The organism is Nocardioides panaciterrulae, from assembly GCF_013409645.1.
GTDB lineage: Bacteria > Actinomycetota > Actinomycetes > Propionibacteriales > Nocardioidaceae > Nocardioides > Nocardioides panaciterrulae.
Map to the genome: position 1 here is coordinate 4,160,545 of NZ_JACCBG010000001.1, position 23,579 is coordinate 4,184,123.

Consider the following 23,579-nt stretch of genomic DNA (forward strand, 5'->3'; position numbering starts at 1 on the left):
GCCATGAGCGACCTGCCCCCCGTCCCGTCCCCGGCGTCCCCCGTGGCGCCCCCCGCCGCCTCCCCGCCGGCCCTGCGCTGGCAGTGCGTGTGCGTCGACACCGCCGACCCGGCGGCGATCGCCACCTTCTGGGAGCAGGCGCTCGGCTGGCGGCGCACCCACCAGGCGGACACCGAGGTCGTCCTCGAGCCGCCGGCCGGCAGCCCCGAGGACGGCGTCTGCCCGGACCTGCTGTTCGTGCGGGTCCCGGAGGGCAAGGTGGTCAAGAACCGGCTCCACCTCGACCTGCGCCCGGTGGACCAGGGCGCCGAGGTGGCCCGGCTCGAGGGCCTCGGCGCCCGTCGCGTCGACATCGGCCAGCAAGACACCTCCTGGGTGGTGATGGCCGACCCCGACGGCAACGAGTTCTGCGTGCTGCGGGCGCTGCCGCCGGGCTGACCGCCCACCGGCCGCGCGGACCGGCTCCGGGTCCGAGTCAGCGCTCGTAGACCCGCTCGCCGCCGAACCAGGTGGCCACGATCTCGGCCGCCCCGATCTCCTCGGCCGGGGCGCGGAACGGGTCCCGGTCGAGCAGCGTGAGGTCCGCCCGGGCACCCACCTGGAGCACCCCGGAGTCGCCGCGGTGGTTCACCCAGGCGGTGCCACTGGTGTAGGCCGACAGCGCCTGCTCCAGGCTCAGCGCCTGGTCGGGCACCAGCGGCTCGGGGGCGTCGCCGTCGGAGGAGTACGACGCCCGGTTCACCAGCGCGTGCACGCCGGCGACCGGCTCGGGCGGGTTGACCGGCCAGTCGCTGCCGCCGGCCAGGTGCGCCCCGGTGCCGGCGATCTCGGCGAGCGGGTAGTGCCAGGAGGCCCGCTCCTCGTCGAGGTGGGGCAGCAGCATCTTCACCGCCGGGGTGTCGCGGCTCACCCACATCCCCTGCACGTTGGCGGTGACGCCCAGCGCCCAGAAGCGGGCCCGGTCGCCGGGCCGCACCAGCTGCAGGTGCGCCACCTGGTGGCGCAGCCCCCGCATCCCGTTGTCGACCCGGGCCGCCTCGAGCGCGTCCAGCGCGTCGTGCACGGCCCGCTCGCCGATCGCGTGGAAGTGGCAGGCGAGCCCGGCGGCGTCGAGGGCGACGACCACCTCGCGCACCTGCTCGGCGTCGAGGAACGCCAGCCCCCGGTCGCCGCAGGCGCAGTGCAGCTGGCCGAGGTAGGGCTCCTCCACGGTCGCGGTGAAGGTCTCGGCGATGCCGTCCATCATCACCTTGACCGAGTCCGCGGTCAGGCCGGCCGCGGCCAGCCGGTCCCGCTCGGCGAGCAGCTCCTCGACCTGCTCGAGGCCCCGGTGCCGGTCCCACCACTGCGAGCAGCGCACGTGGGCGCGCAGGTCGTCGGCCTCCTTCAGGTCCAGGTAGGCCTGGGTCGGGTCGTCGAGCCCGGCGTACCCGCCGATCAGGGCGTCGTGCCAGCCGACGATGCCCCACGAGGCGAGGTAGGACTGGGCCTCACGCAGCGCGGCGGCGTACTCCTCGCGGGTGGTCTCCACGTGGTCCCAGACCAGCCGCTGGGCGCCCTCGCGCAACGTGCCGGTCGGGTTGCCCCGGTCGTCGCGCTCGATCCAGCCGTCCTCGGGGTCGGGGGTGTCCGCGGTGATCCCGGCCACCTCCAGCGCCCGGGTGTTCACCCAGGCGTCGTGGTGGTCGGTGCTCGGGAGGAAGGCCGGCTTGTCCGGCATCACCCGGTCCAGCAGCTCGGCGGTCGGGCCCTGCGGGCCGAACGCGGCGACCGACCAGCCGCCGCCGCGGAACCAGGCCGCACCCGACTGCCGCTCGGCGGAGTCGCGCAACGCGTCGAGATACTCCTCGGCGCCGCTGAGGCCGCTCATCTCGCAGCGCAGCCGCTCCAGGCCGCCGACCATCGGGTGCATGTGGGCGTCCTGGAAGCCGGGGAGCAGCAGCCCGCCGCCGCAGTCGACCTCCTGCGCGCCGGGGCCGACCCGGTCCCGGACGTCGGCGGGGTCGCCGATCGCCACGATCCGTCCGTCGCGCACGCCCAGGGCGTCCGCCCCGGCGTACCGGTGTCCGTCGAAGAGCTGGGCCTGGAGGAAGATGTGTGCGTTCACGCAACTGTTATGCCCCGCCCGGGCCCGAGTCATGCAGCCGGGTCAGACAGCCGGGTCAGGCAGCCGGGTCAGGCAGCCGGTCGGGGGCGCTGGCGCGGAATACCCGTCGGGGTATGAGGCGTTCTAGCCGGTGAGCCCTTGGACACCCCAGGGGGTATCCTCCCACCAACCGAGAGAAGGACGCAGGCATGGCCGCCAACACCCTCACCGCCGAGAACTTCGAGACCACCGTCGCCGAGAACGACATCGTCCTGGTGGACTTCTGGGCCTCCTGGTGCGGCCCGTGCCGCCAGTTCGCGCCCGTCTACGAGGCCGCGTCGGAGCAGCACACCGACGTCTTCTTCGGCTCGGTCGACACCGAGGCCGAGCAGGCGCTCGCCGGTGCCGCCCGGATCACCTCGATCCCCACGCTGATGGCCTTCCGGGAGGGCGTGCTGGTGTTCTCCCAGCCCGGGGCGCTGCCCGCGCCGGCCCTCGAGCAGCTGATCCAGGCCGTGCGCGACCTCGACATGGAGGACGTGCACGCCCAGGTCGCCGCGACCGAGGGGGAGCAGGCCTGATGGGCTACACGCTGGCCACCACCGTCGCGCGGCCCTTCGACCGCACGCTCGCCGAGGTCCGCGACGCGCTGGCCGAGCAGGGCTTCGGGGTGCTCACCGAGATCGACCTGCGGGCCACGCTGAAGGCCAAGCTCGACGTCGACGTCGCCCCGCACGTGATCCTGGGCGCCTGCCGGCCGCAGCTGGCCCACCAGGCGCTCGGCATCGACCCGGCCGTCGCCACGATGCTGCCGTGCAACGTCGCGGTCCGCGCGGTCGACGAGACCACCACCACCGTCGAGGCCTTCGACCCCGACGCGATGACGCAGCTGGCCGGGGAGGCGCTCGGCGAGGTCGCCGCGGACGCCCGCCGGCGGCTCACCGCCGTCCTGGCAGGCCTGGACGCCGCCGACCCCGATGCCGACCCCGCCGCCGACACTGACGAGGAGCACTGACCGTGGAGCTCGACCCCCAGTCGATGAGTCCGGTGATCAACCGGATCAAGCGGGCCCAGGGCCAGCTCGCCGGCGTGCTGCGGATGCTCGAGGAGGGCCGGGAGTGCGAGGACGTCGTGACCCAGCTCGCCGCGGTCTCCCGCGCCCTGGACCGGGCCGGCTTCGCCATCGTCGCCACCGGGCTGCAGCAGTGCCTGGCCGAGGGCGAGGGCATCGACTCGGTCGACGCCAAGAAGATGGAGAAGCTCTTCCTCTCGCTGGCCTGACGGTCCGCCCCCCGGTCCCGGCCCGTGGCGTGCCGGCCCGCACGCAGTTAACGAGCGCTAACCTGGGCCGGTGAGTGCCGAGCCCGTCGCGCGTCGCGACCAGATCCTGGCCACCGCGGCCGAGCTGTTCGCCGCCCGCGGCTTCCACGGGGTCTCGGTCGCCGACCTCGGCGCGGCCTGCGGCATCTCCGGGCCGGCGCTCTACAAGCACTTCGCGTCCAAGGACGCGGTCCTCGCCGAGATGCTGGTCTCGATCAGCGAGGAGCTGCTCAGCGTGGGCCGCGAACGGGCGGCCGCCGCGCCCGAGCCGGCCGCCGCCCTGTCCGCCCTGGTCGACTGGCACGTCGACTTCGCGCTGCGGCACCGGCCGCTGATCGTGGTCCAGGACCGGGACTGGCAGTCGCTGCCCGGGGCGGCGCGCGAGCGGGTGCGGGTCCTGCAACGGGAGTACGTCGACCTCTGGGCCGCGCAGCTGCGCGCGCTCGACCCCGGACTGCCCGCCGACCGGGCCCGCGCGATGGCGCACGCGGCGTTCGGCCTGATCAACTCCACCCCGCACAGCGGGCTGCTGCCCGACGCCCCGATGCACGGGCTGCTCTCGCAGATGGCGCTGGGCGCGCTCGGGCTGCCCTCCGCCGGCTGACTTCCTCCCTACCCGCGCGGGGCCTCGGACAGCATGGTCAACGACTACCTGCGCGTCACCCGGCAGGTCCGCGTCGTGGTCGACAAGGGGTGTTCTGGGGTTGAGTTGGGCCCGCTGCCGGGTCGAGTTGGGCCCCCCGCCGGGTTGAGTTGGGCCCGCTGCCGGGTCGAGTTGGGCACGCTGCCGGGTTGGGCGGGTCGTCGACCTCCAGCCGGCGAGATCCTTGTCCACGGGCGACCGGGCCCGGCCACGCGCTCACTGGGTGTGTCCCTGTTGCCGTGGCGAGGAGACGTCCACCTGGCCCGGGGTGCCTCGAACAGTGGACCCACCTTCCAGGACCGCGGGGACGCGGAGTCCGGCGACGGCGCCCTCCCGTAACGCGAGGGAACCTCCGGCGCGCCGCCGACGTCGAAGCAGCATGCGACCTGCACCGGCGATTCTGCTCGCGGCCCTGACCACCGCAACCCTCCTGCCGTTCGGGCAACAGCCGGCAGCCGCCTCGTGCGCAGCGCCCTCCCTCATCGGCACCGACCACCTGGTGCTCCGCCACGGCGCCAGCGCCGAGATCGACGGCGCCGGGTTCGCCGACGGCTGCCAGGACACCGGCTCGTGTTCCGCCACGCCCGGCTGCAGCAGTTGCGATTACGGTCCCGAGCCCGAGCCGATGAGCGGCATCACCCTGACGCTGCGCCAGAACGGACGCACGTGGCCCCTCGGCACCGCCGACGCCCGCGCCACACACGACGACTTCGGCGCGGTGACCTGGGCCGTCGAGCTCCCGATGGAGGTCAAGCCCGGCCGGGCGACCCTGGTCCCGGAGTACGGCCAAGCCGCTGTCGTACGCGTCCGTTGATCGCCAGGTGCGAGGCCCGCGCCTACGAAGATCCGATAGGCCGCCGGGCCGAGCTCACGCTGACATGGGACACACCCGGTCAGAGCAGGTGCTCGATCCGGGCGTGGTCGTCGTCGAGCACGCGCAGCACGGCGGCCGCCCGCAGCGCGGCGTCCAGCGCGACGTCGAGGTCCTCGTCCGCGTCGCCGGCCGGCCCGCCCGCGTGCAGCCGGGACAGCAGCTCCTCGCGCGAAAGCCCCCGCAGGTGCAGCAGCACCAGGGGGTCGGCCTCCACCAGCCAGGTGAGCCGGGTCAGCAGCGCCAGCGCGTGCCGGCACGGGTCGGTCCAGCCGCGGCAGGTGCAGCCGGTGACCAGCTCCCCGCCGTACGGCAGCAGCTCGACCCCGGCCTCCTCGGCGTGCTCGACGAGGTCGTGCGGCAGGTCGCCGGCGAGCAGCGCCGCGAGCCGGCCACCGCCGGCGGCCACCGCCTCGACCAGGCTCTCGCGGCCGGTCGGGTCGAGGACCGGCAGGGTGCCGGTGACCCGGCAGGTCTCGGAGCCGTCCGCCACGTCGGCGGCGAACCGCCCGGCCTCGGTGGTGACCGCCCCGACGGCTCCCGCCCGGGCCAAGGACCTGCCCGCCGCCAGCGCCTGCTCATCGTAGGCCGCCTCCTCCACCGCGCGCCCCCAGGCCCGGCCCCACCAGGTCGCGGGCCGGCCGCCCCGCCGCCAACCCGGCCCGGCCGGGTGCACGACCGTGGTCACGGCGCACCCGCGGGCCCGCGCGCGTCGGCCTCCCGGGCCTCCCGGCCCTCTCGGCGCAGCGTGACCAGGTCGCGCAGCTCCTCGTCCCCGAGCTCGGTCAGCGCCGCCTCCCCGCGGGCGAGCACGGCGTCGGCGAGCACCCGCTTCCGCTGCAGCAGTTCGGCGATCCGCTCCTCGATGGTGCCGCGGGTGATCAGCCGGTGCACCTGCACCGGCCGGGTCTGCCCGATCCGGTAGGCGCGATCGGTGGCCTGCTCCTCCACGGCCGGGTTCCACCAGCGGTCGACGTGCACCACGTGGTCGGCGCGGGTGAGGTTCAGCCCGGTGCCACCGGCCTTCAGCGAGAGCAGGAAGACCGGGACCCGCTGCTCGCCCTCCGCGGCCTGGAAGCGGGCGACCATCGCCTCCCGCTCCCGCACGGGGGTGCCGCCGTGCAGGAACTGGTGGGGGATGCCGGCGCGCGTCAGGTGCGCCTCGAGCAGCCGGCCCATCGCGACGTACTGGGTGAAGACCAGCACCGCGCCGTCCTCGGCGAGGATCGTGCCGAGCAGCTCGTCGAGCAGGTCCAGCTTCTCCGAGCGACCGGGCAGCCGCACCGCCTGCTGCTTGAGGAAGTGGGCCGGGTGGTTGCAGATCTGCTTGAGCCCGGTCAGCAGCGCGAGCACCAGGCCGCGCCGGGCCTGCGCGTCGGACCGCTCGATGCGCGCCATCGTGTCGCGGACGAACGCCTCGTAGAGCACCACCTGCTCCCGGGTGAGGGCCAGCAGGTGGTCGGTCTCGGTCTTGGCGGGCAGCTCCGGCGCGATGCCGGGGTCGGACTTGCGGCGCCGCAGCAGGAACGGGCCGATCAGGTCGGCGAACTGGCGGGCCTTGGTCGGCTCCTCGCCGGACTCGATCGGCGCGGCCCAGACCCGACGGAACGCCTGCCGGCTGCCGAGCAGGCCGGGCACCAGCCAGTCCAGGATCGACCAGAGCTCGGTGAGGTCGTTCTCGACCGGGGTGCCGGTGAGCGCCACCCGGGCCCGGCCGGGCACCGCGCGCAGGGCCCGGGCGGTCGCCGAGCGGGCGTTCTTGACGTGCTGGGCCTCGTCGGCGACGACCAGGCCCCAGCCGACCTCCGCGAGCACCTCGTGGTCGTTGCGCAGGGTGCCGTACGTCGTGAGCACGAACCCTGCCCCAGGCCCGTCCGCCGGCTCGTCCCCGGGCCCATCTCCCGGCCCGGCCACCAGGTCGGCCACCGAGCGACGGCCGCCGTGGAAGCGCCGGACCGGGACGCCGGGCGCGAACCGCGCGATCTCGCTCTCCCAGTTGCCGAGCAGGCTGGCGGGGCAGACGACCAGCGTCGGCCCGGCCCCCGGGCGCGCCGCCCGGTGCAGGTGCAGCGCGATCAGGGTGACGGTCTTGCCCAGACCCATGTCGTCGGCGAGGCAGGCGCCCAGGCCGAGGTCGGTGAGCTCGGTCAGCCAGGTGAGCCCCTGGAGCTGGTAGCCGCGCAGCGTGGCCGAGAGACCCGCCGGCGCCGGCACCGTCGCGCGCCCGGCCGCGGTGAGCAGCCGCTCGCGCACCCCCAGCAGGCTCGCCCCCACCACCACCGGGGTCTCCTCGGGGGCCTCGGCGCCCCCGGCCGGCCCGACCTCCAGCACGCCGGTGAGCGCGGCGGCGATCGCCTGCGCCGGCGGCACGGTCCTGATCAGTCGGCGCCTGGCGCGGCGCGCCACCGCCGGGTCGACGACCGTCCAGCCCCCGCGCAGCCGCATCACCGGGGACGCCGAGGCGGCCAGCTGCGTCATCTCCTCCTCGGTCAGCGGCTCGCCGTCGAGGGCGACCTGCCAGCGGAACGCGAAGAGCTCCTCGGCCCCCAGCAGCCCCTTGACCAGCTCGCCCTCGCGGGGGGTCGGGGCCCGGTCCAGCTCGGCCCGGGTGGTCAGGTCGCGGCCCAGGGACCTCGGCCAGAGCACGTCGACGCCGCGCGCCGCCAGCGCCGCGACGCCCTCGTCGAGCAGGCTGACCAGCTCGTCGGTGTCCAGGGTGATCTCGTCGGGCACCCCGCGGTCCAGCAGCCGGTCCAGCAGCCGGTCGAGGACCGGCCAGGCCTCCGCGGCCGCGCGCAGCGCGATCGAGGCGTGGGTGCGGGCGCGGTCGCCGAAGCCGTGCACCTCGCCGTCCTCGGTCCACAGCAGCGCGGCGTCGCACACGTGCAGCGGGTCCTCGACGTCGTGGGCCTGCAGCACCAGCCGGACCGCGCCGGCGACCAGCTCCTCCTCGTCGGCCTCGACCCGCAGCGACAGCCCGACCAGCTGGGGTCGCCGGGCGGCCGCGTGCTGGCGCTCGAGGCGCTCGCGCAGCCGCTCGGTGAACGCGGGACGGCTCGTGGTGGCCCCCGACCCGGTGGTCGGCCGGGTGCCCGGGGCGGTGGGCCGCCGGGGGGACGGGGCGCTGCGGGGCATCGCGTCGGCGACGGCGTCCAGCACCCGGCGCACCAGCGCCTCGGCCTCCTCGACGCCCACCGCCTCGTGGGCCCGCGCCCGCGCCAGCATCCGCACCCGGTCCTCGTCGGCCTCGTCGAGCCCGGCCAGCCGCCATGCCGGACCCGAGCGCGCACCAGGGCCAGCACCGGGGCCCGCACCGGAGCCCGCGTCGGCCGGGGCCGGCTCGAGCCTGCCGGCCGCGACCAGCCGCATGCCCAGCAGCACCGCGCCGGAGAGCAGCGCGACGCTGGGGTGCAGGTCGTCGCGCGCGTGGGCCCGGGTGAGCACCGGCAACGCCGCCCGGACCGGCAGCGCGACCTGGCGATGCGGCCCGGTGAACTCCACGACCCCCGACCGCGGCGGGTCGCCGGCGCGGAAGGTCGCCGGACCGGTGACGGGGACGAAGCTCACGGGAGGCACCTCGGGACCGGGGACGATGGGCTCCCGACGGTAGCGACCCGCACCGACGGCCGGACGACGCGGCAGCCGGCCCGGCGTTGCGGGGCCTTTGTATCGTCGGGGCATGAGCATCCTCGACGCCAAGATCGCCCGCCTGGACGGCACCCCCGACAGCCTGGGCGGACTCACCGGCGGGGGCCCGGCGCTGCTGGTCAACGTCGCCAGCAAGTGCGGGCTCACCCCGCAGTACACCGGCCTGGAGCGGCTGCACGAGGCGTACGCCGACCGCGGCTTCGCGGTGGTCGGGCTGCCCTGCAACCAGTTCGGCGGCCAGGAGCCGGGCAGCGCCGATGAGATCGCGGAGTTCTGCTCGGCGACCTACGGGGTCACCTTCCCGATGTCGGAGAAGATCGAGGTCAACGGGCCCGGCCGACACGAGGTCTACCAGGTCCTGGTGGACACCCCGGACGAGGAGGGCCGCACCGGCGACGTCGCCTGGAACTTCGAGAAGTTCCTCCTCGACGGCGACGGGGCCGTGGTGGCGCGCTTCTCCCCGCGCGTCGAGCCGGACGACCCGCGGCTGGTCGAGGCGGTCGAGCGCCTGCTGGGCTGATCTACCGGGCTGACCTGCCGGGCTGATCTGCCGGGTTGACCGGCAGTCGTGCGGCCCCGGGTGCACGCGGGTGCACGGGGGGCCACACGACCCGGGGCTCAGCCCTCGTCGACCGTCGGGTCGCTCGAGGTCTGGTCCACGACCGCACCCGCGGGCGTGACCGTGGTCACCGCGACGGTGAAGGTGCCGGCGTCGGCGCCGAAGCAGGACTGCGGGATCCTGATCGTCACCATGCCGTTGCGACCCGAGGAGACCGCGGCGTGCAGGCGCTGGCAGTCCACCGGCGTCGCCACGGTCGTGGTCGGGTCGGTGGCGTCGGGCGCGCTGGTCTCGAGCGTCGCGCCGACCCGGTGGCCGTGACCGCTCTCGACGGTGCGCGCCACGTAGGTGGCGGCGCCCTCGGTGGCCGAGGTCAGCGTGGCCACCACATGGGTGCGGCCGGCCGAGGCCTTCTTCAGCTTGGTCTGGATCGTCAGCGCCTTGCCGGTGTTGCGGACCGTGACCTTGGTGATGTCGCCGGCGGGCGCGGCGTCACCGGCCTTGTCCTTGACCGAGTCGCTGTCGGCCCAGGCGCCACCGGCAGTGAGGACCAGCGAGCCGGTCAGCAGGCCGGCGGCGAGCAGGGTGGAAGGGTGCATGTGGGGAACCTCCGCGAGATGAGTGCCGCCCCCGTTCGGCGGTGGGTCGGACTGGTCGGCGCCGGAGCGCCCGGCCCGGTATCGACCGGGCTCTCCCCATGTCTTCGGCACGCCGAGGTCAGGACTGAAGGGCCAGCGCCAGCGGAAGCACCTCGGTGGCCCCCGCGCGGCGCACCGCCCGCGCCGCCATCGTGAGGGTCCAGCCGGTGACCACCAGGTCGTCGACCAGCAGCACCGGCCCGGCGGGCATGGCGCCGACCAGGTTGAAGCGGCGGCCCACCGCCGCGACCCGCTGGGCGGAGTTCATCGCGCCCTGGCCGGGCCCGACGGACGGGTCGACGATCGCGAACCGGCCGGCCACCGGCACCCGCAGGTAGCGGGAGAGGCCGTCGGCCAGGTCGGCGGTCAGCTGCGGCCGGGTCGCCGACTCCACCACCGCGATGCCCTCGACCCGGGGCTGCCAGTCGCCGAGCACCTCGACCACCGCCCGCACCAGCGGCACCGGAACCGGCCCGTCCTCGGCGTCCGGGCGGAACAGCGCGCGCAGCGCGGGCCCGTGCCCGAGGTCGGTGAGCCGGGCGACCGCGCGGCCCTCGGCCGCCGCCTCGGTGATCTTGCCGCGCAGGTCCACCCCGAGGTTGGCAAGCGCGGTCGGCCACATCTTCCGCGGCTCCACGACCACGCCCGGCCGGGCCAGCCGGGCGCCCGCCTCCTCGACGGCCGCCGCGGAGACGTCGGTGGACAGCTCGAGGCCGCCGCAGTTGTCGCAGCGCCCGCACGGCTGCGCGGCCGGGTCGTCGAGCTGGTCGCGCAGGAACGCCATCCGGCACCGGTCGGTGTCGAGGTAGTCCAGCATCGCCTGCTGCTCCCGGGACCGGGACTCGGCCACCCGGCGGTAGCGCGGCTCGTCGTACACCCACTCCTGGCCGGTCGCCTCCCAGCCGCCGCGGACCCGGCGGACCGCGCCGTCGACGTCGAGCACCTTGAGCATCGTCTCCAGCCGGGTGCGGTTCAGCTCGACCCTCGTCTCCAGGGCGGCGGTGCTCATCGGCCGGCCCTCCTCGGCCAGCACCTGCAGCGTCTGGCGGACCAGCTCCTCGCGCGGGAAGGCCAGCGAGCCGAAGTAGGCCCAGATGTCGCGGTCCTCGGTCGAGGGCAGCAGCACGACGGTGGCCTCGTCGATGCCGCGCCCGGCGCGGCCGACCTGTTGGTAGTAGGCGACCGGGGAGGACGGCGCTCCCATGTTGACGACGAAGCCGAGGGTGGCGTCGAAGCCCATGCCGAGCGCGCTGGTGGCCACCAGCGCCTTGACCCGCCCGGCCGCGAGGTCCTGCTCCAGCGCGTGCCGCTCGGTGGTCTCGGTCTGGCCGGAGTACGCCGCGACGTGGTGCCCGCGCGAGCGCAGGTAGTCGGCGATCTCCTGGGTGGCGGCCACCGTGAGGCAGTAGATGATCCCGGAGCCCGGCTGCTCGGCGAGGTGGTCGGCGAGCCAGGCCAGCCGCTGCTCGGCGGTCTTGAGCCGGACCACGCCGAGCCGCAGCGACTCCCGGTCGAGGGAGCCGCGCAGCACCAGCACCTCGTCGTGCTCGGCGTGGCCCTGGGCCACGGCGCGCGAGACGCCCAGCTGCTCGGCCACGTCGGCGGTGACCCGGGCGTTGGCGGTCGCGGTCGTGGCCAGCACCGGGATGCCGGCCGGAAGGTCGGCCAGGAGCGTGCGGATCCGTCGGTAGTCGGGACGGAAGTCGTGGCCCCAGTCGGAGATGCAGTGCGCCTCGTCGACCACCAGCAGGCCGCAGGTGGCCGCCAGCCGGGGCAGCACCTGGTCGCGGAAGCCGGGGTTGTTCAGCCGCTCGGGACTGACGAGCAGCACGTCCACGTCGCTGGCGCGGATCGCCTCCTGGACCGGCTCCCACTCCTCGGTGTTGGTGGAGTTGATGGTGACCGCGCGGATGCCGGCCCGCTCGGCGGCCGCGATCTGGTTGCGCATCAGGGCCAGCAGCGGCGACACGATCACGGTCGGCCCGGCGCCGGCCTCACGCAGCAGCAGCGTGGCGACGAAGTACACCGCGGACTTGCCCCAGCCGGTCTTCTGCACGACCAGGGCCCGGCGCCGGTCGACGGCCAGCGCCTCGATCGCGGTCCACTGGTCCTCGCGCAGCCGGGCCTCGGCGCGCCCCTCACGGACACCGACCAGCGCCCGCAGGTGCGCCTCGGCGCGCTCGCGGGCCTGCTCACGGGTCAGCTCGGGGCGCTGCTCGGGGGCCTGCTCGTGGACGGGGCTCGACGGCGGGGTCATGGCGCCCTGTCTACCAGCGGGCGGCGACACCGGCCGCGGCCCCTCCACGGGCGGGACCCCGACCGGTCGGGGGCCCCTCAGGCCGCGGGCCCGCGACCGCGGACGTCGGCGACCGACTCCATGGCCTGCCGCAGCTCGGCCAGCCAGTCACCCTCGTGCTGCCCGACCAGCCGCACGCACCAGGCCAGCGCGTCGGAGCGGGACTTGGCCACGCCGGCGTCGACCAGCGTGTCCAGCACCATGCGCTGCGGCTGGCGCAGCCGGGTCATCACCGGCGCGGCGACGTGGGTCCACAGCTCCTCGCGCTCGCCGACCCGGACACCCCAGGAGACCTTGCGCTCGAACCGGTGCTCGGCCTCGCGCGCGATCTCCATCCGGCGCTCCCGGGTGTCCTCCCGGAACGCCCGGGACCGGCCGGCCCGCGCCTCGGCCAGCTCGACCTCGGAGACGTCCTCGCCCGCCGGCACGTCGGCCACGGTCAGCAGCACCGTGACCTCCTCGCGGTCCACCGTCACCCGGGGCCGCTCGACCATCCACTCCTCGGGCAGGCGGCCGGTGAACCAGCCACGGACCCGCTCCACACTCTCGCTCGTAATCATGTAATCAGTATTACTCCGCAACGCAAGGCCGGGCCTGGCCCGCCCCGGCCTGCTCGCGGGGCGGGCTCAGGGCCCGGAGGCGGCTAAACCCTGACCCACTGGACGAGACCGTGGACGTGGGCGAGCGCTGCCTGAAGGGCAGGTGTCACGGCGAGGGCGGGGGCGACGCGGAAGTGTTCGTGATCATCGCGTCGAGCGCAGCGTGGGCTGGCTCCTCTCTGCAGCCGTCAAGCGGTGATAGCGGCGTTGATTCTGTCGACCAGCGTGCGGCCGTCGTCGACCGACAGGTACAGCCGAGCGAACGGCGCCTTCGAGTCGAGCTCGATCACGATCGTTTGGCCGCCCCGCCGGACGTTCCAGTAGGTCCGCTGCCCGTCGCGGAAGAAGGTGCCGACCCACTTCACGTTCGGCAACGCTAGGCCTGGCGCCCGCAGTCCCTTGCCGGAGTAGAAGGCCTCTGGGTCGTAAGTCGCGCCGCGCACCTGCGCCAGCGGCACCTCGATCCGCCGGCGCAAGCCCCACAGCTTGTCGAGGCCACGGGGCCTTACGACCAGCTGATCGCCGGTGAGGGTCACGTCGTTGCGCATGTCAGTCGTCCTTCGTCTCGTCCATCAGGGCGCGGGTCAGCAAGCGTCGGCCCAGGTCGGTCGCGGTCACGCCGTGCCGGCTCAAGTGCCTCGCGAGGAGGGCCCGGATCTCCTCGTCGCGAGGGGCCAGCTCGAGCAATGCGACGAGCACCAGGTCGGTCGTGTCCTCGCCTTCCGGATGCTCGTCCAGGCGCCGGCGCAGGCAGCTGATGAACAGCCCCCGCTTGCTGCCGAACGCCTGATAGAGGCTCCCGCGGTGCAAACCCGTGGCCCCCACCAGCTCCTCGATCGAGGTGCCCTCGTAGCCAGCCCGCAAGAAGGCCCCTGCGGACTGGTCGAGAACCACACCCTCGTCGTAGCCGCGCTGCCTTCCCATATGGGACAGCGTATTAGATAACCGACCGTTCGTTCAACAAAACGATGACGCGATCGACCTGTCGCGGCCGAGCACCTGCCCAGCGTGCTCGCCTGAGCCGAGGAGGAGCAGTGGTCGATGACCGCCACAGTGGTGGAACATGGATGCCTCAATAGGCGGGTTGATCAGCGGCGATACTGACTCGTTCGGCTCAGGCGGCCTCGGGCTCGCCGTCGAGGTCGTAGTGGGGGTGCCGGTGCAGCTCCTGGACGTCCTGCTTGGTCGCGGTCAGGTAGACCACCAGGGCCAGGATCACGGCGAGGAAGACGAAGCTGGTGGCGGTCGTCCCGATGCCGAGCCCGCCGTCGGCCTTCGTCTGCGAGAGCAGGTCGCCGATCGAGGCACCCAGCGGCCGGGTCATCACGTAGACGGCCCAGAAGGCCAGTACGGCGTTGATGTGGAAGCCGTAGAACGCGATCGCGACCAGCACGATCACGCCGGCGAAGAGCGCGAGCGAGGTGCCGTAGCCCAGCCCGAACTGCTCCCCGATCAGGTCCCCGGTCGCCGTGCCGAGCGCGAAGGTGAACAGGATCGCCAGCCAGTAGAAGGCCTCCCGACGCCGGCTGACCACCGAGTGGATCGACAGCGTGCGCTCCACGGCGTACCAGCCGGTGAACGTGGCCGCGAGCAGGAGGCCGAACACGATCGTGCTGTCGATCAGCGGGACGCCGAGCCCGTCGGTGAGGTTGTCGGTGATCAGGGTGCCGACCACGCTGATCAGCACGACGGTGAGCCAGTAGACCGGCGCGAGGTAGCGCTCCAGCGAGAACTGCACGGCCAGCACGACCACGAAGAGCACGCTCATCACGGCCGTGGTGTTGGTCAGGCCGAAGCCGAGGGTCTCGTTGAGGTAGTCCGCGGCGGTCTCACCGACGGTGGTCGCGAGCACCTTGATGATCCAGAAGATCGCGATGACCTCGGGGACCTTGTTCAGGGTCACCCCGGGCCGCAGGGTCAGGCGCGGGTCGTTCGTGGTCATGGTCATGGTGACCACGATGGCGGCCGGGACCTGCCGGACTCCTGACTGCGAGGCTCACTCCCCGCCCGGCAGCTCCACCTCGAAGCAGCCGCCCGGCCCGGGCAGCGCCCGCACGCTGCCGCCGACGGACTCCACGAGCCGGCCCACGACGGCCAGGCCCAGCCCCGCCGTGCCGCCGCCCTCGCCCCGGTGGCCGGGGCGGAAGACCTGGTCCACCTCCGCGGCCGCCAGCCCGGGGCCGTCGTCGTGGACGGCCACCACCACCCGGGTGCCCCGGCGCTGCGCGTCGAGCTCGACCCTGCTGCGCGCGTGCCGGGCGGCGTTGTCGAGCAGCGGCGTGAGCGCGGCCCGCACCACCGCGGGTGCGGCCGCCGCGACCAGCCCGGCGGGGACCGGGCGCACCCGCACCTCGACCGGGTACGCCGCGTCGCGGGCGACCGCGGCCAGCACCCGGGCCATCTCGCAGGTGGCCTCCCGGTCGTGTCGCGACCGGGCCGCGTCCAGCATCGAGCCGACCACGCCGTCGAGCCGCCCGGCGGCCTCGACGATCGCCCGGAGCGACTCCTCGCCGGCCGGCCCGGCGGTCGCGAGCGCCAGCTCGGCCTCGGCCCGGATCACCGCCAGCGGCGTGCGCAGCTCATGGGCCATCTCGTCGGAGAGCCGGCGCTCGGTGTGCAGCGCGTCCGCGATCCGGTCGAGCATGTGGTCCAGGGTCTGGCCCAGCTCGGTGATCTCGTCGACCGGCGGCCCGAGGCCGAAGCGGCGGTCGAGGTCGTGCTCCTCCCAGTCCTGGGCGCTGCGCACCATCGAGTGCACGTGACCCAGGGCGTGCCGCGCGGCCTCCCACGCCGCGACGCCGGCCGCCAGCACGGTCAGCAGGCCGAGCACCGACGAGAGCCAGAGGCCGCGCCGCTCCGCATGCTCGTACGGCGTGAGGTCGACGCCGGCCACCACCGTGGCGACGGGGCGGCCCTGGGCCACCACCGGCCGGGCCACCAGCCGGATCTGCTCGCCGATCGAGGCCGTGGCGGCGACCGGCCGGGCGCCCAGCCGGGTGATCGCGCCCGCGTCGCCGGCCGGCAGCCGGCCGTCGACCAGCCGCCCGTCGGCCCCGAAGACCCACACGTCCCGGTCGAGGGCGTTGGGGCCGGACTCCAGCACCCGCACCTGCCCGTCGGCGACGCGGACGGTGCCGGCGACCGCCGCGGCCCTGGCCCGGGCCACCTCGGTGGCGTCGGTGTCGTTGACGCGAGCGAGGTAGACCTGCAGCAGCACGACCACCGCGGCGACGACCAGCGCCGTGATCACCATGGTGACCGCGACCAGGCGGGTCCGCAGCCGCCCGCGGACCCGCGCACCACCCGGCCCGCGGGTCAGCGCCATGCGTAGCCGACCCCGTGCACGGTCGCGATCCGCGGTCCGCCCTCGGGGAGCTCGGCGAGCTTGGCCCGGACCCGCCGCACGTAGGAGTCGAGCGTGTTGTCGGAGACCATCGCCCCGTCCGGCCAGCCGGCCGCCACCAGCGCGCGGCGGCGGACGACCTCACCCGGGGTCCCCATCAGCCGGGCGAGGACCGCGAACTCCGTCGGCGTCAGCGCCACCGAGACGCCCTCGTGCTCCACCGCATGGGTGGTGGCGTCGAGGGTGGGGCCCTGCGGCACCGGCCGCTGGGCCCGCGCCCGGCGCTCGAGCACCCGCAGCCGGGCCATCAGCTCGGCGAGCTCGAAGGGCTTGCCGAGGTAGTCGTCGGCGCCGGCCTCGAAGCCGGCGACCTTGTGGTGCACGCCGCCCCGGGCGGTGAGCATCAGCACCGGGGCCGCGACACCGTTGGCCTTCAGCGCCAGGCACACGTCCCGGCCGTCGATGTCGGGCAGCCCGAGGTCGAGGACCACGACGTCGGGGCCACGGCCGGTGAACGCCCGCAGCGCCTCGGCCCCGGTGGCCACCGCGACCACGTCGTACCCCTCGGCCTTCAGCGCGCGGACGAGGACCGACCGCAGCTGCCGGTCGTCCTCGCAGACGCCGATCGTGGTCACGTCACCAGATCCGGACCCGGTCCTCCGGGTCGAGCCACAGACCGTCGCCCTCGGTGCTCTCGAAGACCTCGTGGAACTCGGCGAGGTTGCGCACGATGTTCGCGCGGAACTCCGCCGGGCTGTGCGGGTCGACGGTCAGGAACTGCAGCGCCTGCTCCTTGCGGCGCTTGGTGCGCCAGCAGAACGCCCAGTTCATGAACAGCCGCCGGCGCTCCTCGACCGACGCCTCGCCGCCCTGCGAGAGGAGGTAGGCGGTGTGGCCGATCGTCAGGCCGCCCAGGTCGCCGATGTTCTCGCCGACCGTCAGCGCGCCGTTGACGTGCTCCCCGGGCAGGTCGCGCGGCTCGAAGGCGTCGTACTGCTCGATCAGCTTCTTCGACTTCACCTCGAAGGCGGCCTTGTCGTCGGGGGTCCACCAGTCGTTGAGGTTCCCCTGCCCGTCGTACTGCGCGCCCTGGTCGTCGAAGCCGTGGCCGATCTCGTGGCCGATGACCGCGCCGATGCCGCCGTAGTTCTCGGCCGGGTGCGCGTCGGGGCTGAAGAACGGCTTCTGCAGGATGCCCGCGGGGAAGCAGATCTCGTTGGTGCCGGGGTTGTAGTAGGCGTTGACCGTCTGCGGGAGCATGAACCACTCGTCGCGGTCGACCGGCGCACCGATCTTGGCCAGCTGGCGGTCGGTCTCGAACGCCGACGCGGCCGCGACGTTGCCGAGCAGGTCGTCGGGCCGGACCTGCAGCGCGGAGTAGTCGCGGAACTCCTGCGGGTAGCCGATCTTGGGGTTGAAGGTCTCGAGCTTCTCGTAGGCCCGCTGCTTGGTCTCCTCGGTCATCCAGTCCAGCCGGGAGATCGAGTCGCGGTAGGCGGCGAGCAGGTTCGCGACCAGGTCGTCCATCATCGCCTTCGAGGCCGGCGGGAAGTGCCGGGCGACGTACTCCTTGCCGACCGCCTCGCCGATCGAGGACTCCACCAGCGCCACCCCGCGCTTCCAGCGGGCCCGTAGCTCGGGGGTGCCGTTGAGGGTGCGGCCGTAGAAGTCGAAGTTGGTCTCGACGAAGTCGTCGGTGAGGTACGGCGCGGCCGAGCGCAGCACGTGGACCAGCATCCAGGCCCGCCACTGCTCGATCGGGACCTCGTCGAGGACCGTGGAGAGGTGCTCGAAGAACGACGGCTGGCGCACGCACGCCTCGGCGAGGGTCCGGTCGTTGCCGCCGAGGTTGGTGACGTAGGCGTCCCAGTCGAAGGACGGGCACATCGCCCGGATCTGTTCGGCCGTGCGCAGGTTGTAGGTCTTCTGGACGTCGCGGGTCTCGGCGCGCTCCCAGTGGCCGCGGGCCAGCCGGGTGTCGATGTCGAGCACGGTCGCGGCCTTGCCGGCCGGGTCCTCGATCTCGGCGAGGGTCAGCAGCGCGGTGAGGTAGGCGACGTACTTCTCCCGGACCTCGGCGAACTTGTCCTCGCGGTAGTAGGACTCGTCGGGCAGGCCGAGGCCGCCCTGGCCGAGGTGGAACAGGTAGCGGTCGGAGTCCTTGGCGTCGGTGTCGACGTAGGAGCCGAACAGGCCGTGGCCGCCGAGCCGCTCGAACTCCCCGAGGAACGCGGCGAGGTCGCGCACGTCGCGCAGGGCCGCGACCGCGTCGAGCAGCGGCCGGGCGGGGCGCAGGCCGAGCCGGTCGATCGCCTGGGTGTCCATGAAGGAGGCGTAGAGGTCCCCGATCTTGCGGGCGTCCTCGGACAGGCCCTCCTCGCCCCGGGTGACGGCCTCGCCGAGCGACTCGATGATCGCGCGGACCTGCTCCTCGGCGGCGTCGGCGAGCTGCACGAACGGGCCCCAGCTCGACCGGTCGGACGGGATCTCCGTCTCGTCCAGCCAGCGTCCGTTCACGTGGCCGAACAGGTCATCCTGCGGCCGGATGTCGGGGTTCATGCCCGAGCGGGCGTCATCGAGGATCGTCACGGTGCCGACCCTAACCGAGCCGACCGAGCCGACCGAGACGACCGCGACGGCGGCGCGGGCGCGGCGGCGGGGTGGATGGCCTCTTCCTGCGCTTGATGGGCGTTGCAACGGCCCCCCACCGAGGGGATCCCCGGCTGGCCGGGGATTCCTGCAGCCCGCCCGCTCAGTCGCGGACCCGCACCACCGACTTGCCCAGCGTCCGGCGCTGCTCCATGTCGCTGAGCGCGCGGCCGAACTCCTCGAGGGCGAAGGTCGCGCCGACCGGGGGGCGCACCACGCCGCGCTCCATCATCGGCACCAGCGCCTGCCACTGGTCGGCCATGTAGCCCGGGCGGACCATCGCGTAGGCGCCCCAGCCGACGCCGCGCACGTCGACGTTGTTGAGCAGCAGCCGGTTCACCTTGACCTGGGGGATGCCCTGGCCGGCGGCGAACCCGACGACCAGCAGCCGGCCCTGGGGCGCGAGCACCCGCAGCGAGTCGGTGAACACTTCCCCGCCGACCACGTCGACGACGACGTCGACGCCCACCCCGGCGGTCAGCGCCATCGCCGCGTCCTTGAAGCCGTCGAGCAGGACGACGTCGTCCGCGCCGGCCCGCTCGGCGACCCCCGCCTTTTCCCGGGTGCTGACCACGGCGATGGTCCGGGCGCCGTACCCCCTGGCGACCTGGATCGTGGCGGTGCCGACGCCACCGGCCGCGCCGTGCACCAGCACGGTCTCCCCCGAGCGGAGCTGGCCGCGCTCGGCCAGCGCGAACTGGGCGGTCAGGTAGTTCATCGGCAGCGCGGCGCCCTCGTCGAACGAGACCCCGTCGGGCAGGGGGAACGTCGACATCGCCGGCGAGGCGACCCGCTCCGCGGCCCCGCCGTACGGCCCGACCCCGGCGACCCGCTGGCCCTCGGTGAACCCGCCGGCGCCGGACTCGGCGGGGCGCAGCACGGTGCCGGCGAAGTCCACGCCGAGCGTGAACGGCGGCTCCGGCTTGAGCTGGTACTCCCCCCGGCTCAGCAGCAGGTCGGGGAAGGAGACCCCGACCCGGTGCACCTCGACCAACACGTCGTCCGGGCCGGGCGTCGGCTCGTCCACCTCCCGGACCTGGACGTCGGCGGGACCGGTGGGGCTGAGGACCTGGACGGCGCGCATGCCCCGGACGCTACCGGGGGTGCGGTCGGCGGGAGCCCGCCGGACGGGTCGTCAGCGGGGCTTGACCAGCGCGTTCATCTCGAAGTGCATCGGGTCGGTGTAGTGCCAGTCGCCGCCCCAGGTGAAGCCCCACTTCTCGAAGATCGCCACCACGGTGCGGTCCATCTCGCCGGCGGTGCCGCGCTGGTTACCGGGCACGTTGAGGTCCAGCGCGAGCCCGAAGGAGTGGTTGGACAGCGAGGTGGTGCCGGCGATGAAGCGGGGGTAGTAGCAGCCGGCGTACTCCTGCGGGTGGATCTTCGAGGCCAGGCCGCGGTCGACGACCTCCTGCAGCGCCGCCCGCAGCTGCGGGAAGATCAGCCGGTTGCAGGTGACGTCGCCGAGGATCGGGACCGGCGCGGTGGTGATGTGGCTGCGCACCCAGGCCGGGTCGGGCGCGATGTGGCCGCCGCCGAGCACCGTGTAGTTGAAGGTCCCGACCGCGTCGGCCACGGTGCCGACCAGCAGCGCCGTCTGCTGCACGCTGGTGTCCAGCCCCTTGCGGGCCACGACGTCGGTGAGCTGCACCGACGCCCCGCCGCCCGCGATCCGCTCGATCGGCTTGCGCATCGACTCCGGGGAGGCCAGCCCCGTGGTCACCAGCAGCGCGTTGTCGGGCTGCATGCCGAGGGGCTCGATCCAGGTGTCGTTGACCACCGCGTCGACCTCGGGGGTCTGCGGCGCCCAGGCCCCCACGTGCAGCTGCGGGGCGTCCTTGCCGCTGCCGAGCCGGACGTAGTCCTGCTTGTCGGTGGGCAGCTTGCCCCGCAGCCCGGGCCGCAGCGCCACCTCGCCGCCGGCGACCCGGGCCCACACCTGGCGGGTCTCGGCGGAGGCGTACGGCGTGAAGTTGCGGTACGTCGCCGGGTCGACCGCCGCCACGGTCAGCGCCTTGTTCTCGATCACGACCTGGCCCATGGCCATCGGCTCGACCCGGGTCACGCCCTTGAGGTGCTTGATCGCCCGGACCATGTCGGGGCGCAGCGTGCGGGTGCTGTAGACGATCAGGTCGGCGATCCCCACCTGGCCGGTGCGCGGGCCGGGCGGGTCCACGGCGTGCGCGGGGTCGGCGACCGGCGGCGCGCTCGCGCTCGCCGACCCGGTCGCGGAGGGGGACGTGGACGTGCCGGTCGAGGTGCCGGTGCCGGTCGCGGGGCCGGTCGCGGGGCCGGTCGCGGGGCCGGTCGAGGTGGTGGCCGGGTCGCCCGGGTCCTCGGCCTGGGTGGTCGCGCAGGCCGCGGTCAGCGCCAGCACAGCCAGCACCGCCGGCAGCCACCGCGCCGCCGTACGCCCTCCGCGCATGGCTCTCCCTCCCCGTGCCGTTCAGGGTATGACGCCCCACCTCACCCGGCTGCCCGGGTCACTACCCTGTGACCCTCCCGTTCACGCCCCCGAGGTTGGTCATGGTCCACGTCGCCCCACCCCGGCCGGGGTCCCCGCCCGGCCACTACGTCCTCACGCTGGCCTGCCCGGACCGGCCCGGCATCGTGCACGCGGTCTCCGGCTTCCTCGTCGGCCACGGCGGCAACATCGTGGAGAGCCAGCAGTTCGGCGACCAGCTCGAGGGCCGCTTCTTCATGCGGATCTCGTTCGTGCTCGCGCCCGGCGCGCCCGACCTGGCCACCCTGCGCACCGACTTCGCGCCGATCGCCCGTGAGTTCGGCATGGACGTCGAGCTGCGCGACGCCGCGGCGCCGTACCGCACCCTGGTCATGGTCTCCGGGCACCTGCACTGCCTCAACGACCTGCTCTTCCGGGCCAGCACCGGCTCGCTCGGCGTCGAGATCGCCGGCGTGGTGTCCAACCACACGGTCGCGGAGCCGCTGGTGCGCTCCTGGGACGTGCCGTTCCACCACGTCCCGGTCACCGCGGACACCAAGCCGCAGGCCGAGGCCGAGCTGCTGCGGCTCGTCGACGAGCTCGACGTGCACCTGGTGGTGTTGGCCCGCTACATGCAGGTGCTCTCCGACCACCTGTGCCGCAGCCTGTCGGGCCGGGTGATCAACATCCACCACTCGTTCCTGCCGAGCTTCAAGGGCGCCAAGCCCTACCACCAGGCGTTCGACCGCGGCGTCAAGCTGGTCGGGGCGACCGCGCACTACGTCACCGCGGACCTCGACGAGGGGCCGATCATCGAGCAGGACGTCATCCGCGTCGACCACGGCTACGACCAGGAGGCGCTGGTCGCCGCCGGCCGCGACGTCGAGGCGCAGGTGCTGTCGCGGGCGGTGCGCTGGCACGCCGAGTCGCGGGTGCTGGTCAACGGGCACAAGACCGTCGTCTTCCGCTGACCGCGCCGCCCGGGTCGGGGGGCGCGGGGGCGCGGGGGCGCGGGGGCGCGGGGGCCGTTAGGGTCGCCGCGCTGCGCCCGGGAGGTCAGGGTCGCCGCCCGACCACCCGCGTTCGGATGGTCAGCCACGAGACCAGCCCGCCGAGGGCGAGCAGCCCGGCGCAGGCGAGGATCGCCGAGCGGTACGCCGGGTCGAGGGTCAGCGGGTCGGCGTACTCGCTGCCCGAGAGGCCCACCGCGACCGGGAGCGCGGCCACCGCGAGCAGCGAACCGGTGCGCGCCACGGCGTTGTTGACCCCGCTGGCGATGCCGGCGTGCTCCGCGGGCGCCGCGGCCAGCACCGTCGCGGTCAGCGGCGCCACCATCAGCGCCAGCCCCAGCCCGAAGACCGTGAGGCCCGGCAGCACGTCGGTCGTGTAGCGCACCTCGGGTCCGACCCGGAGCAGCAGCAGGCTCCCCGCAGCCATCACCAGCGGGCCGAGCGTGAGGGGGATCCGCGGCCCGGTGCGGGCCGCGAGCCGGCCGCCGCGGGCGGCCAGCAGCAGCATGCACACGGTGATCGGGAGCGTGGACAGCCCGGCGGCCAGGGGGCCGTAGCCGCCGACCACCTGCAGCTGCAGCACGAGGAAGAACAGCAGCGCGCCGAGCGCGGCGTAGGCCAGCACCGTCAGCCCGTTCGCGGCACTGAAGGTGCGGTCGGCGAAGATGCCCAGCGCCAGCATCGGGTGGTCGCTGGTCCGCTCGCGCAGGACGAACCCGGCCGCGGCGAGGACCGCCAGCGCCACCGCCCACGCCATCCCCGGATCACCCCACTGGACCAGCGCGTAGGTCGCGCCCCCGAGCGCCAGCGTGGCGAGCACCGCCCCGGGGACGTCGAACCGGTCCGGCGCGCCGGGGTCCCGGGTCTCCGGGACGTGCCGGCGGGCGACGACGACGGTGACCACCGCCACGGGCAGGTTGACCAGGAAGATCCACCGCCACGAGGCGAGCTGGACCAGCCCGCCGCCCACCAGCGGGCCGAGCGCGGCCGCGATGCTGCCGAGCCCCGACCACGAGCCGATCGCCTCGGCGCGGTCCTCGGCGTCGAACGCGCCCTGGATCATCGCCAGGCTGCCCGGCGTCAGCAGCGCCGCCCCGGCCCCCTGCACGATCCTGGCCACGACCAGCGCCCCGGGGGTCGGCGCCAGGCCGCAAGCCAGGGAGGCGAGCGCGAACCACACCGTGCCGATCACGAAGACGCGGCGCCGGCCGAACCGGTCCCCCAGCGACCCGCCGAGCAGGATCAGGCTCGCGAGCGCGAGCAGGTAGCCGTCGGTGATCCACTGCAGCTGCGCGAGGCTCGCGCCGAGGTCCCGGCCGACCGTGCGCAGCGCGACGTTGACCACCGTGCCGTCCAGCAGCACCATGCCCGAGCCCAGCACCGCGGCGGCGACCACGTAGCGACCGGCGGGGGTGCCGGCCCGCACCGGTGCGGGGTGGTCGGCGGGCGTCACGGGCCCAGTCTGCTCCCGAGT

General features: G+C 74.3%; 23 protein-coding genes. 8 read left to right on the forward strand and 15 right to left on the reverse strand.

Annotated features, from left to right (window positions below; all coding sequences use genetic code 11):
- Window positions 1–3: 3 nt before the first annotated feature.
- Window positions 4–438, forward strand: coding sequence for a VOC family protein (locus tag BJZ21_RS19870; RefSeq protein ID WP_179665338.1), 435 nt, complete (start codon window positions 4–6; stop codon window positions 436–438).
- Window positions 439–475: 37 nt separating this feature from the next.
- On the opposite strand, the gene BJZ21_RS19875 is transcribed toward BJZ21_RS19870, so the two are convergent.
- Window positions 476–2,107: an amidohydrolase family protein gene (locus BJZ21_RS19875; RefSeq protein ID WP_179665339.1), complete on the reverse strand. Its 1,632-nt coding sequence runs from the start codon at window positions 2,105–2,107 to the stop codon at window positions 476–478.
- 188 nt (window positions 2,108–2,295) lie between these two features.
- Between BJZ21_RS19875 and trxA the strand changes: the two genes are divergently transcribed.
- The 5 genes from trxA to BJZ21_RS19900 all read left to right on the forward strand — a co-directional run bounded on the left by trxA (window position 2,296) and on the right by BJZ21_RS19900 (window position 4,863).
- A complete protein-coding gene (gene trxA, locus BJZ21_RS19880; protein WP_179665340.1) occupies window positions 2,296–2,667 on the forward strand; it encodes a thioredoxin in 372 nt (123 codons plus the stop codon).
- Window positions 2,667–3,101 carry a DUF302 domain-containing protein gene (locus BJZ21_RS19885; RefSeq protein WP_179665341.1) on the forward strand — a complete coding sequence of 145 codons (435 nt, stop codon included), beginning with the start codon at window positions 2,667–2,669 and terminating at the stop codon, window positions 3,099–3,101. The genes trxA and BJZ21_RS19885 overlap by 1 nt, the downstream gene beginning before the upstream one ends.
- A gap of 2 nt (window positions 3,102–3,103) precedes the next feature.
- On the forward strand, window positions 3,104–3,367 hold the full coding sequence (locus tag BJZ21_RS19890) for a metal-sensing transcriptional repressor (protein WP_179665342.1): 264 nt from the start codon (window positions 3,104–3,106) through the stop codon (window positions 3,365–3,367).
- A gap of 70 nt (window positions 3,368–3,437) precedes the next feature.
- A complete protein-coding gene (locus tag BJZ21_RS19895; protein WP_179665343.1) occupies window positions 3,438–4,010 on the forward strand; it encodes an SACE_7040 family transcriptional regulator in 573 nt (190 codons plus the stop codon).
- A gap of 418 nt (window positions 4,011–4,428) precedes the next feature.
- Window positions 4,429–4,863 (forward strand): hypothetical protein, encoded by a 435-nt coding sequence (locus BJZ21_RS19900; RefSeq protein ID WP_179665344.1) that lies wholly within the window; start codon window positions 4,429–4,431, stop codon window positions 4,861–4,863.
- A 79-nt stretch (window positions 4,864–4,942) separates the two neighbouring features.
- On the opposite strand, the gene BJZ21_RS19905 is transcribed toward BJZ21_RS19900, so the two are convergent.
- Complete coding sequence (locus BJZ21_RS19905; protein WP_179665345.1) at window positions 4,943–5,608, reverse strand: SWIM zinc finger family protein; 666 nt, start codon at window positions 5,606–5,608, stop codon at window positions 4,943–4,945.
- Window positions 5,605–8,487 (reverse strand): DEAD/DEAH box helicase, encoded by a 2,883-nt coding sequence (locus tag BJZ21_RS19910; RefSeq protein WP_343052245.1) that lies wholly within the window; start codon window positions 8,485–8,487, stop codon window positions 5,605–5,607. The genes BJZ21_RS19905 and BJZ21_RS19910 overlap by 4 nt, the downstream gene beginning before the upstream one ends.
- A 112-nt stretch (window positions 8,488–8,599) precedes the next feature.
- On the opposite strand from BJZ21_RS19910, the gene BJZ21_RS19915 reads away from it, so the two are divergent.
- The gene (locus BJZ21_RS19915; RefSeq protein WP_179665347.1) at window positions 8,600–9,088 is read left to right on the forward strand and encodes a glutathione peroxidase; all 489 of its coding nucleotides are present in this window, start codon (window positions 8,600–8,602) and stop codon (window positions 9,086–9,088) included.
- A 98-nt stretch (window positions 9,089–9,186) separates the two neighbouring features.
- Here the strand turns inward: BJZ21_RS19915 and BJZ21_RS19920 are convergent, their stop codons facing one another.
- The 11 genes from BJZ21_RS19920 to BJZ21_RS19970 all read right to left on the reverse strand — a co-directional run bounded on the left by BJZ21_RS19920 (window position 9,187) and on the right by BJZ21_RS19970 (window position 21,077).
- Window positions 9,187–9,726, reverse strand: a complete 540-nt coding sequence (locus tag BJZ21_RS19920; protein ID WP_179665348.1) for a hypothetical protein — start codon at window positions 9,724–9,726, stop codon at window positions 9,187–9,189.
- Window positions 9,727–9,844: 118 nt separating this feature from the next.
- A complete protein-coding gene (locus BJZ21_RS19925) occupies window positions 9,845–12,022 on the reverse strand; it encodes a RecQ family ATP-dependent DNA helicase (RefSeq protein WP_179665349.1) in 2,178 nt (725 codons plus the stop codon).
- A 77-nt stretch (window positions 12,023–12,099) separates the two neighbouring features.
- A complete protein-coding gene (locus tag BJZ21_RS19930) occupies window positions 12,100–12,621 on the reverse strand; it encodes a hypothetical protein (protein ID WP_179665350.1) in 522 nt (173 codons plus the stop codon).
- Window positions 12,622–12,848: 227 nt separating this feature from the next.
- A complete protein-coding gene (locus tag BJZ21_RS19935; protein WP_179665351.1) occupies window positions 12,849–13,208 on the reverse strand; it encodes a hypothetical protein in 360 nt (119 codons plus the stop codon).
- Window position 13,209: 1 nt separating this feature from the next.
- Window positions 13,210–13,584: a TetR/AcrR family transcriptional regulator gene (locus BJZ21_RS19940; protein WP_179665352.1), complete on the reverse strand. Its 375-nt coding sequence runs from the start codon at window positions 13,582–13,584 to the stop codon at window positions 13,210–13,212.
- 190 nt (window positions 13,585–13,774) lie between these two features.
- Window positions 13,775–14,608 carry a COG4705 family protein gene (locus tag BJZ21_RS19945; protein WP_179665353.1) on the reverse strand — a complete coding sequence of 278 codons (834 nt, stop codon included), beginning with the start codon at window positions 14,606–14,608 and terminating at the stop codon, window positions 13,775–13,777.
- A 48-nt stretch (window positions 14,609–14,656) separates the two neighbouring features.
- Entirely contained in the window at window positions 14,657–15,985 is a 1,329-nt protein-coding gene (locus BJZ21_RS19950) for a sensor histidine kinase (protein WP_179665354.1), read from the reverse strand.
- Window positions 15,976–16,638 carry a response regulator gene (locus tag BJZ21_RS21895; RefSeq protein WP_179665355.1) on the reverse strand — a complete coding sequence of 221 codons (663 nt, stop codon included), beginning with the start codon at window positions 16,636–16,638 and terminating at the stop codon, window positions 15,976–15,978. The genes BJZ21_RS19950 and BJZ21_RS21895 overlap by 10 nt, the downstream gene beginning before the upstream one ends.
- Window position 16,639: 1 nt before the next feature.
- Entirely contained in the window at window positions 16,640–18,592 is a 1,953-nt protein-coding gene (locus BJZ21_RS19960; protein ID WP_343052246.1) for a M13 family metallopeptidase, read from the reverse strand.
- A gap of 163 nt (window positions 18,593–18,755) precedes the next feature.
- Window positions 18,756–19,736 carry an NADPH:quinone oxidoreductase family protein gene (locus BJZ21_RS19965; protein ID WP_179665356.1) on the reverse strand — a complete coding sequence of 327 codons (981 nt, stop codon included), beginning with the start codon at window positions 19,734–19,736 and terminating at the stop codon, window positions 18,756–18,758.
- A gap of 51 nt (window positions 19,737–19,787) precedes the next feature.
- Complete coding sequence (locus tag BJZ21_RS19970) at window positions 19,788–21,077, reverse strand: M15 family metallopeptidase (protein WP_179665357.1); 1,290 nt, start codon at window positions 21,075–21,077, stop codon at window positions 19,788–19,790.
- A gap of 101 nt (window positions 21,078–21,178) precedes the next feature.
- Here BJZ21_RS19970 and purU point away from each other — a divergent pair, with 101 nt between their 5' ends.
- Window positions 21,179–22,066, forward strand: coding sequence for a formyltetrahydrofolate deformylase (gene purU, locus BJZ21_RS19975; protein ID WP_179665358.1), 888 nt, complete (start codon window positions 21,179–21,181; stop codon window positions 22,064–22,066).
- 85 nt (window positions 22,067–22,151) lie between these two features.
- Here the strand turns inward: purU and BJZ21_RS19980 are convergent, their stop codons facing one another.
- Window positions 22,152–23,558 (reverse strand): DHA2 family efflux MFS transporter permease subunit, encoded by a 1,407-nt coding sequence (locus BJZ21_RS19980; RefSeq protein WP_179665359.1) that lies wholly within the window; start codon window positions 23,556–23,558, stop codon window positions 22,152–22,154.
- Window positions 23,559–23,579 lie beyond the last annotated feature (21 nt).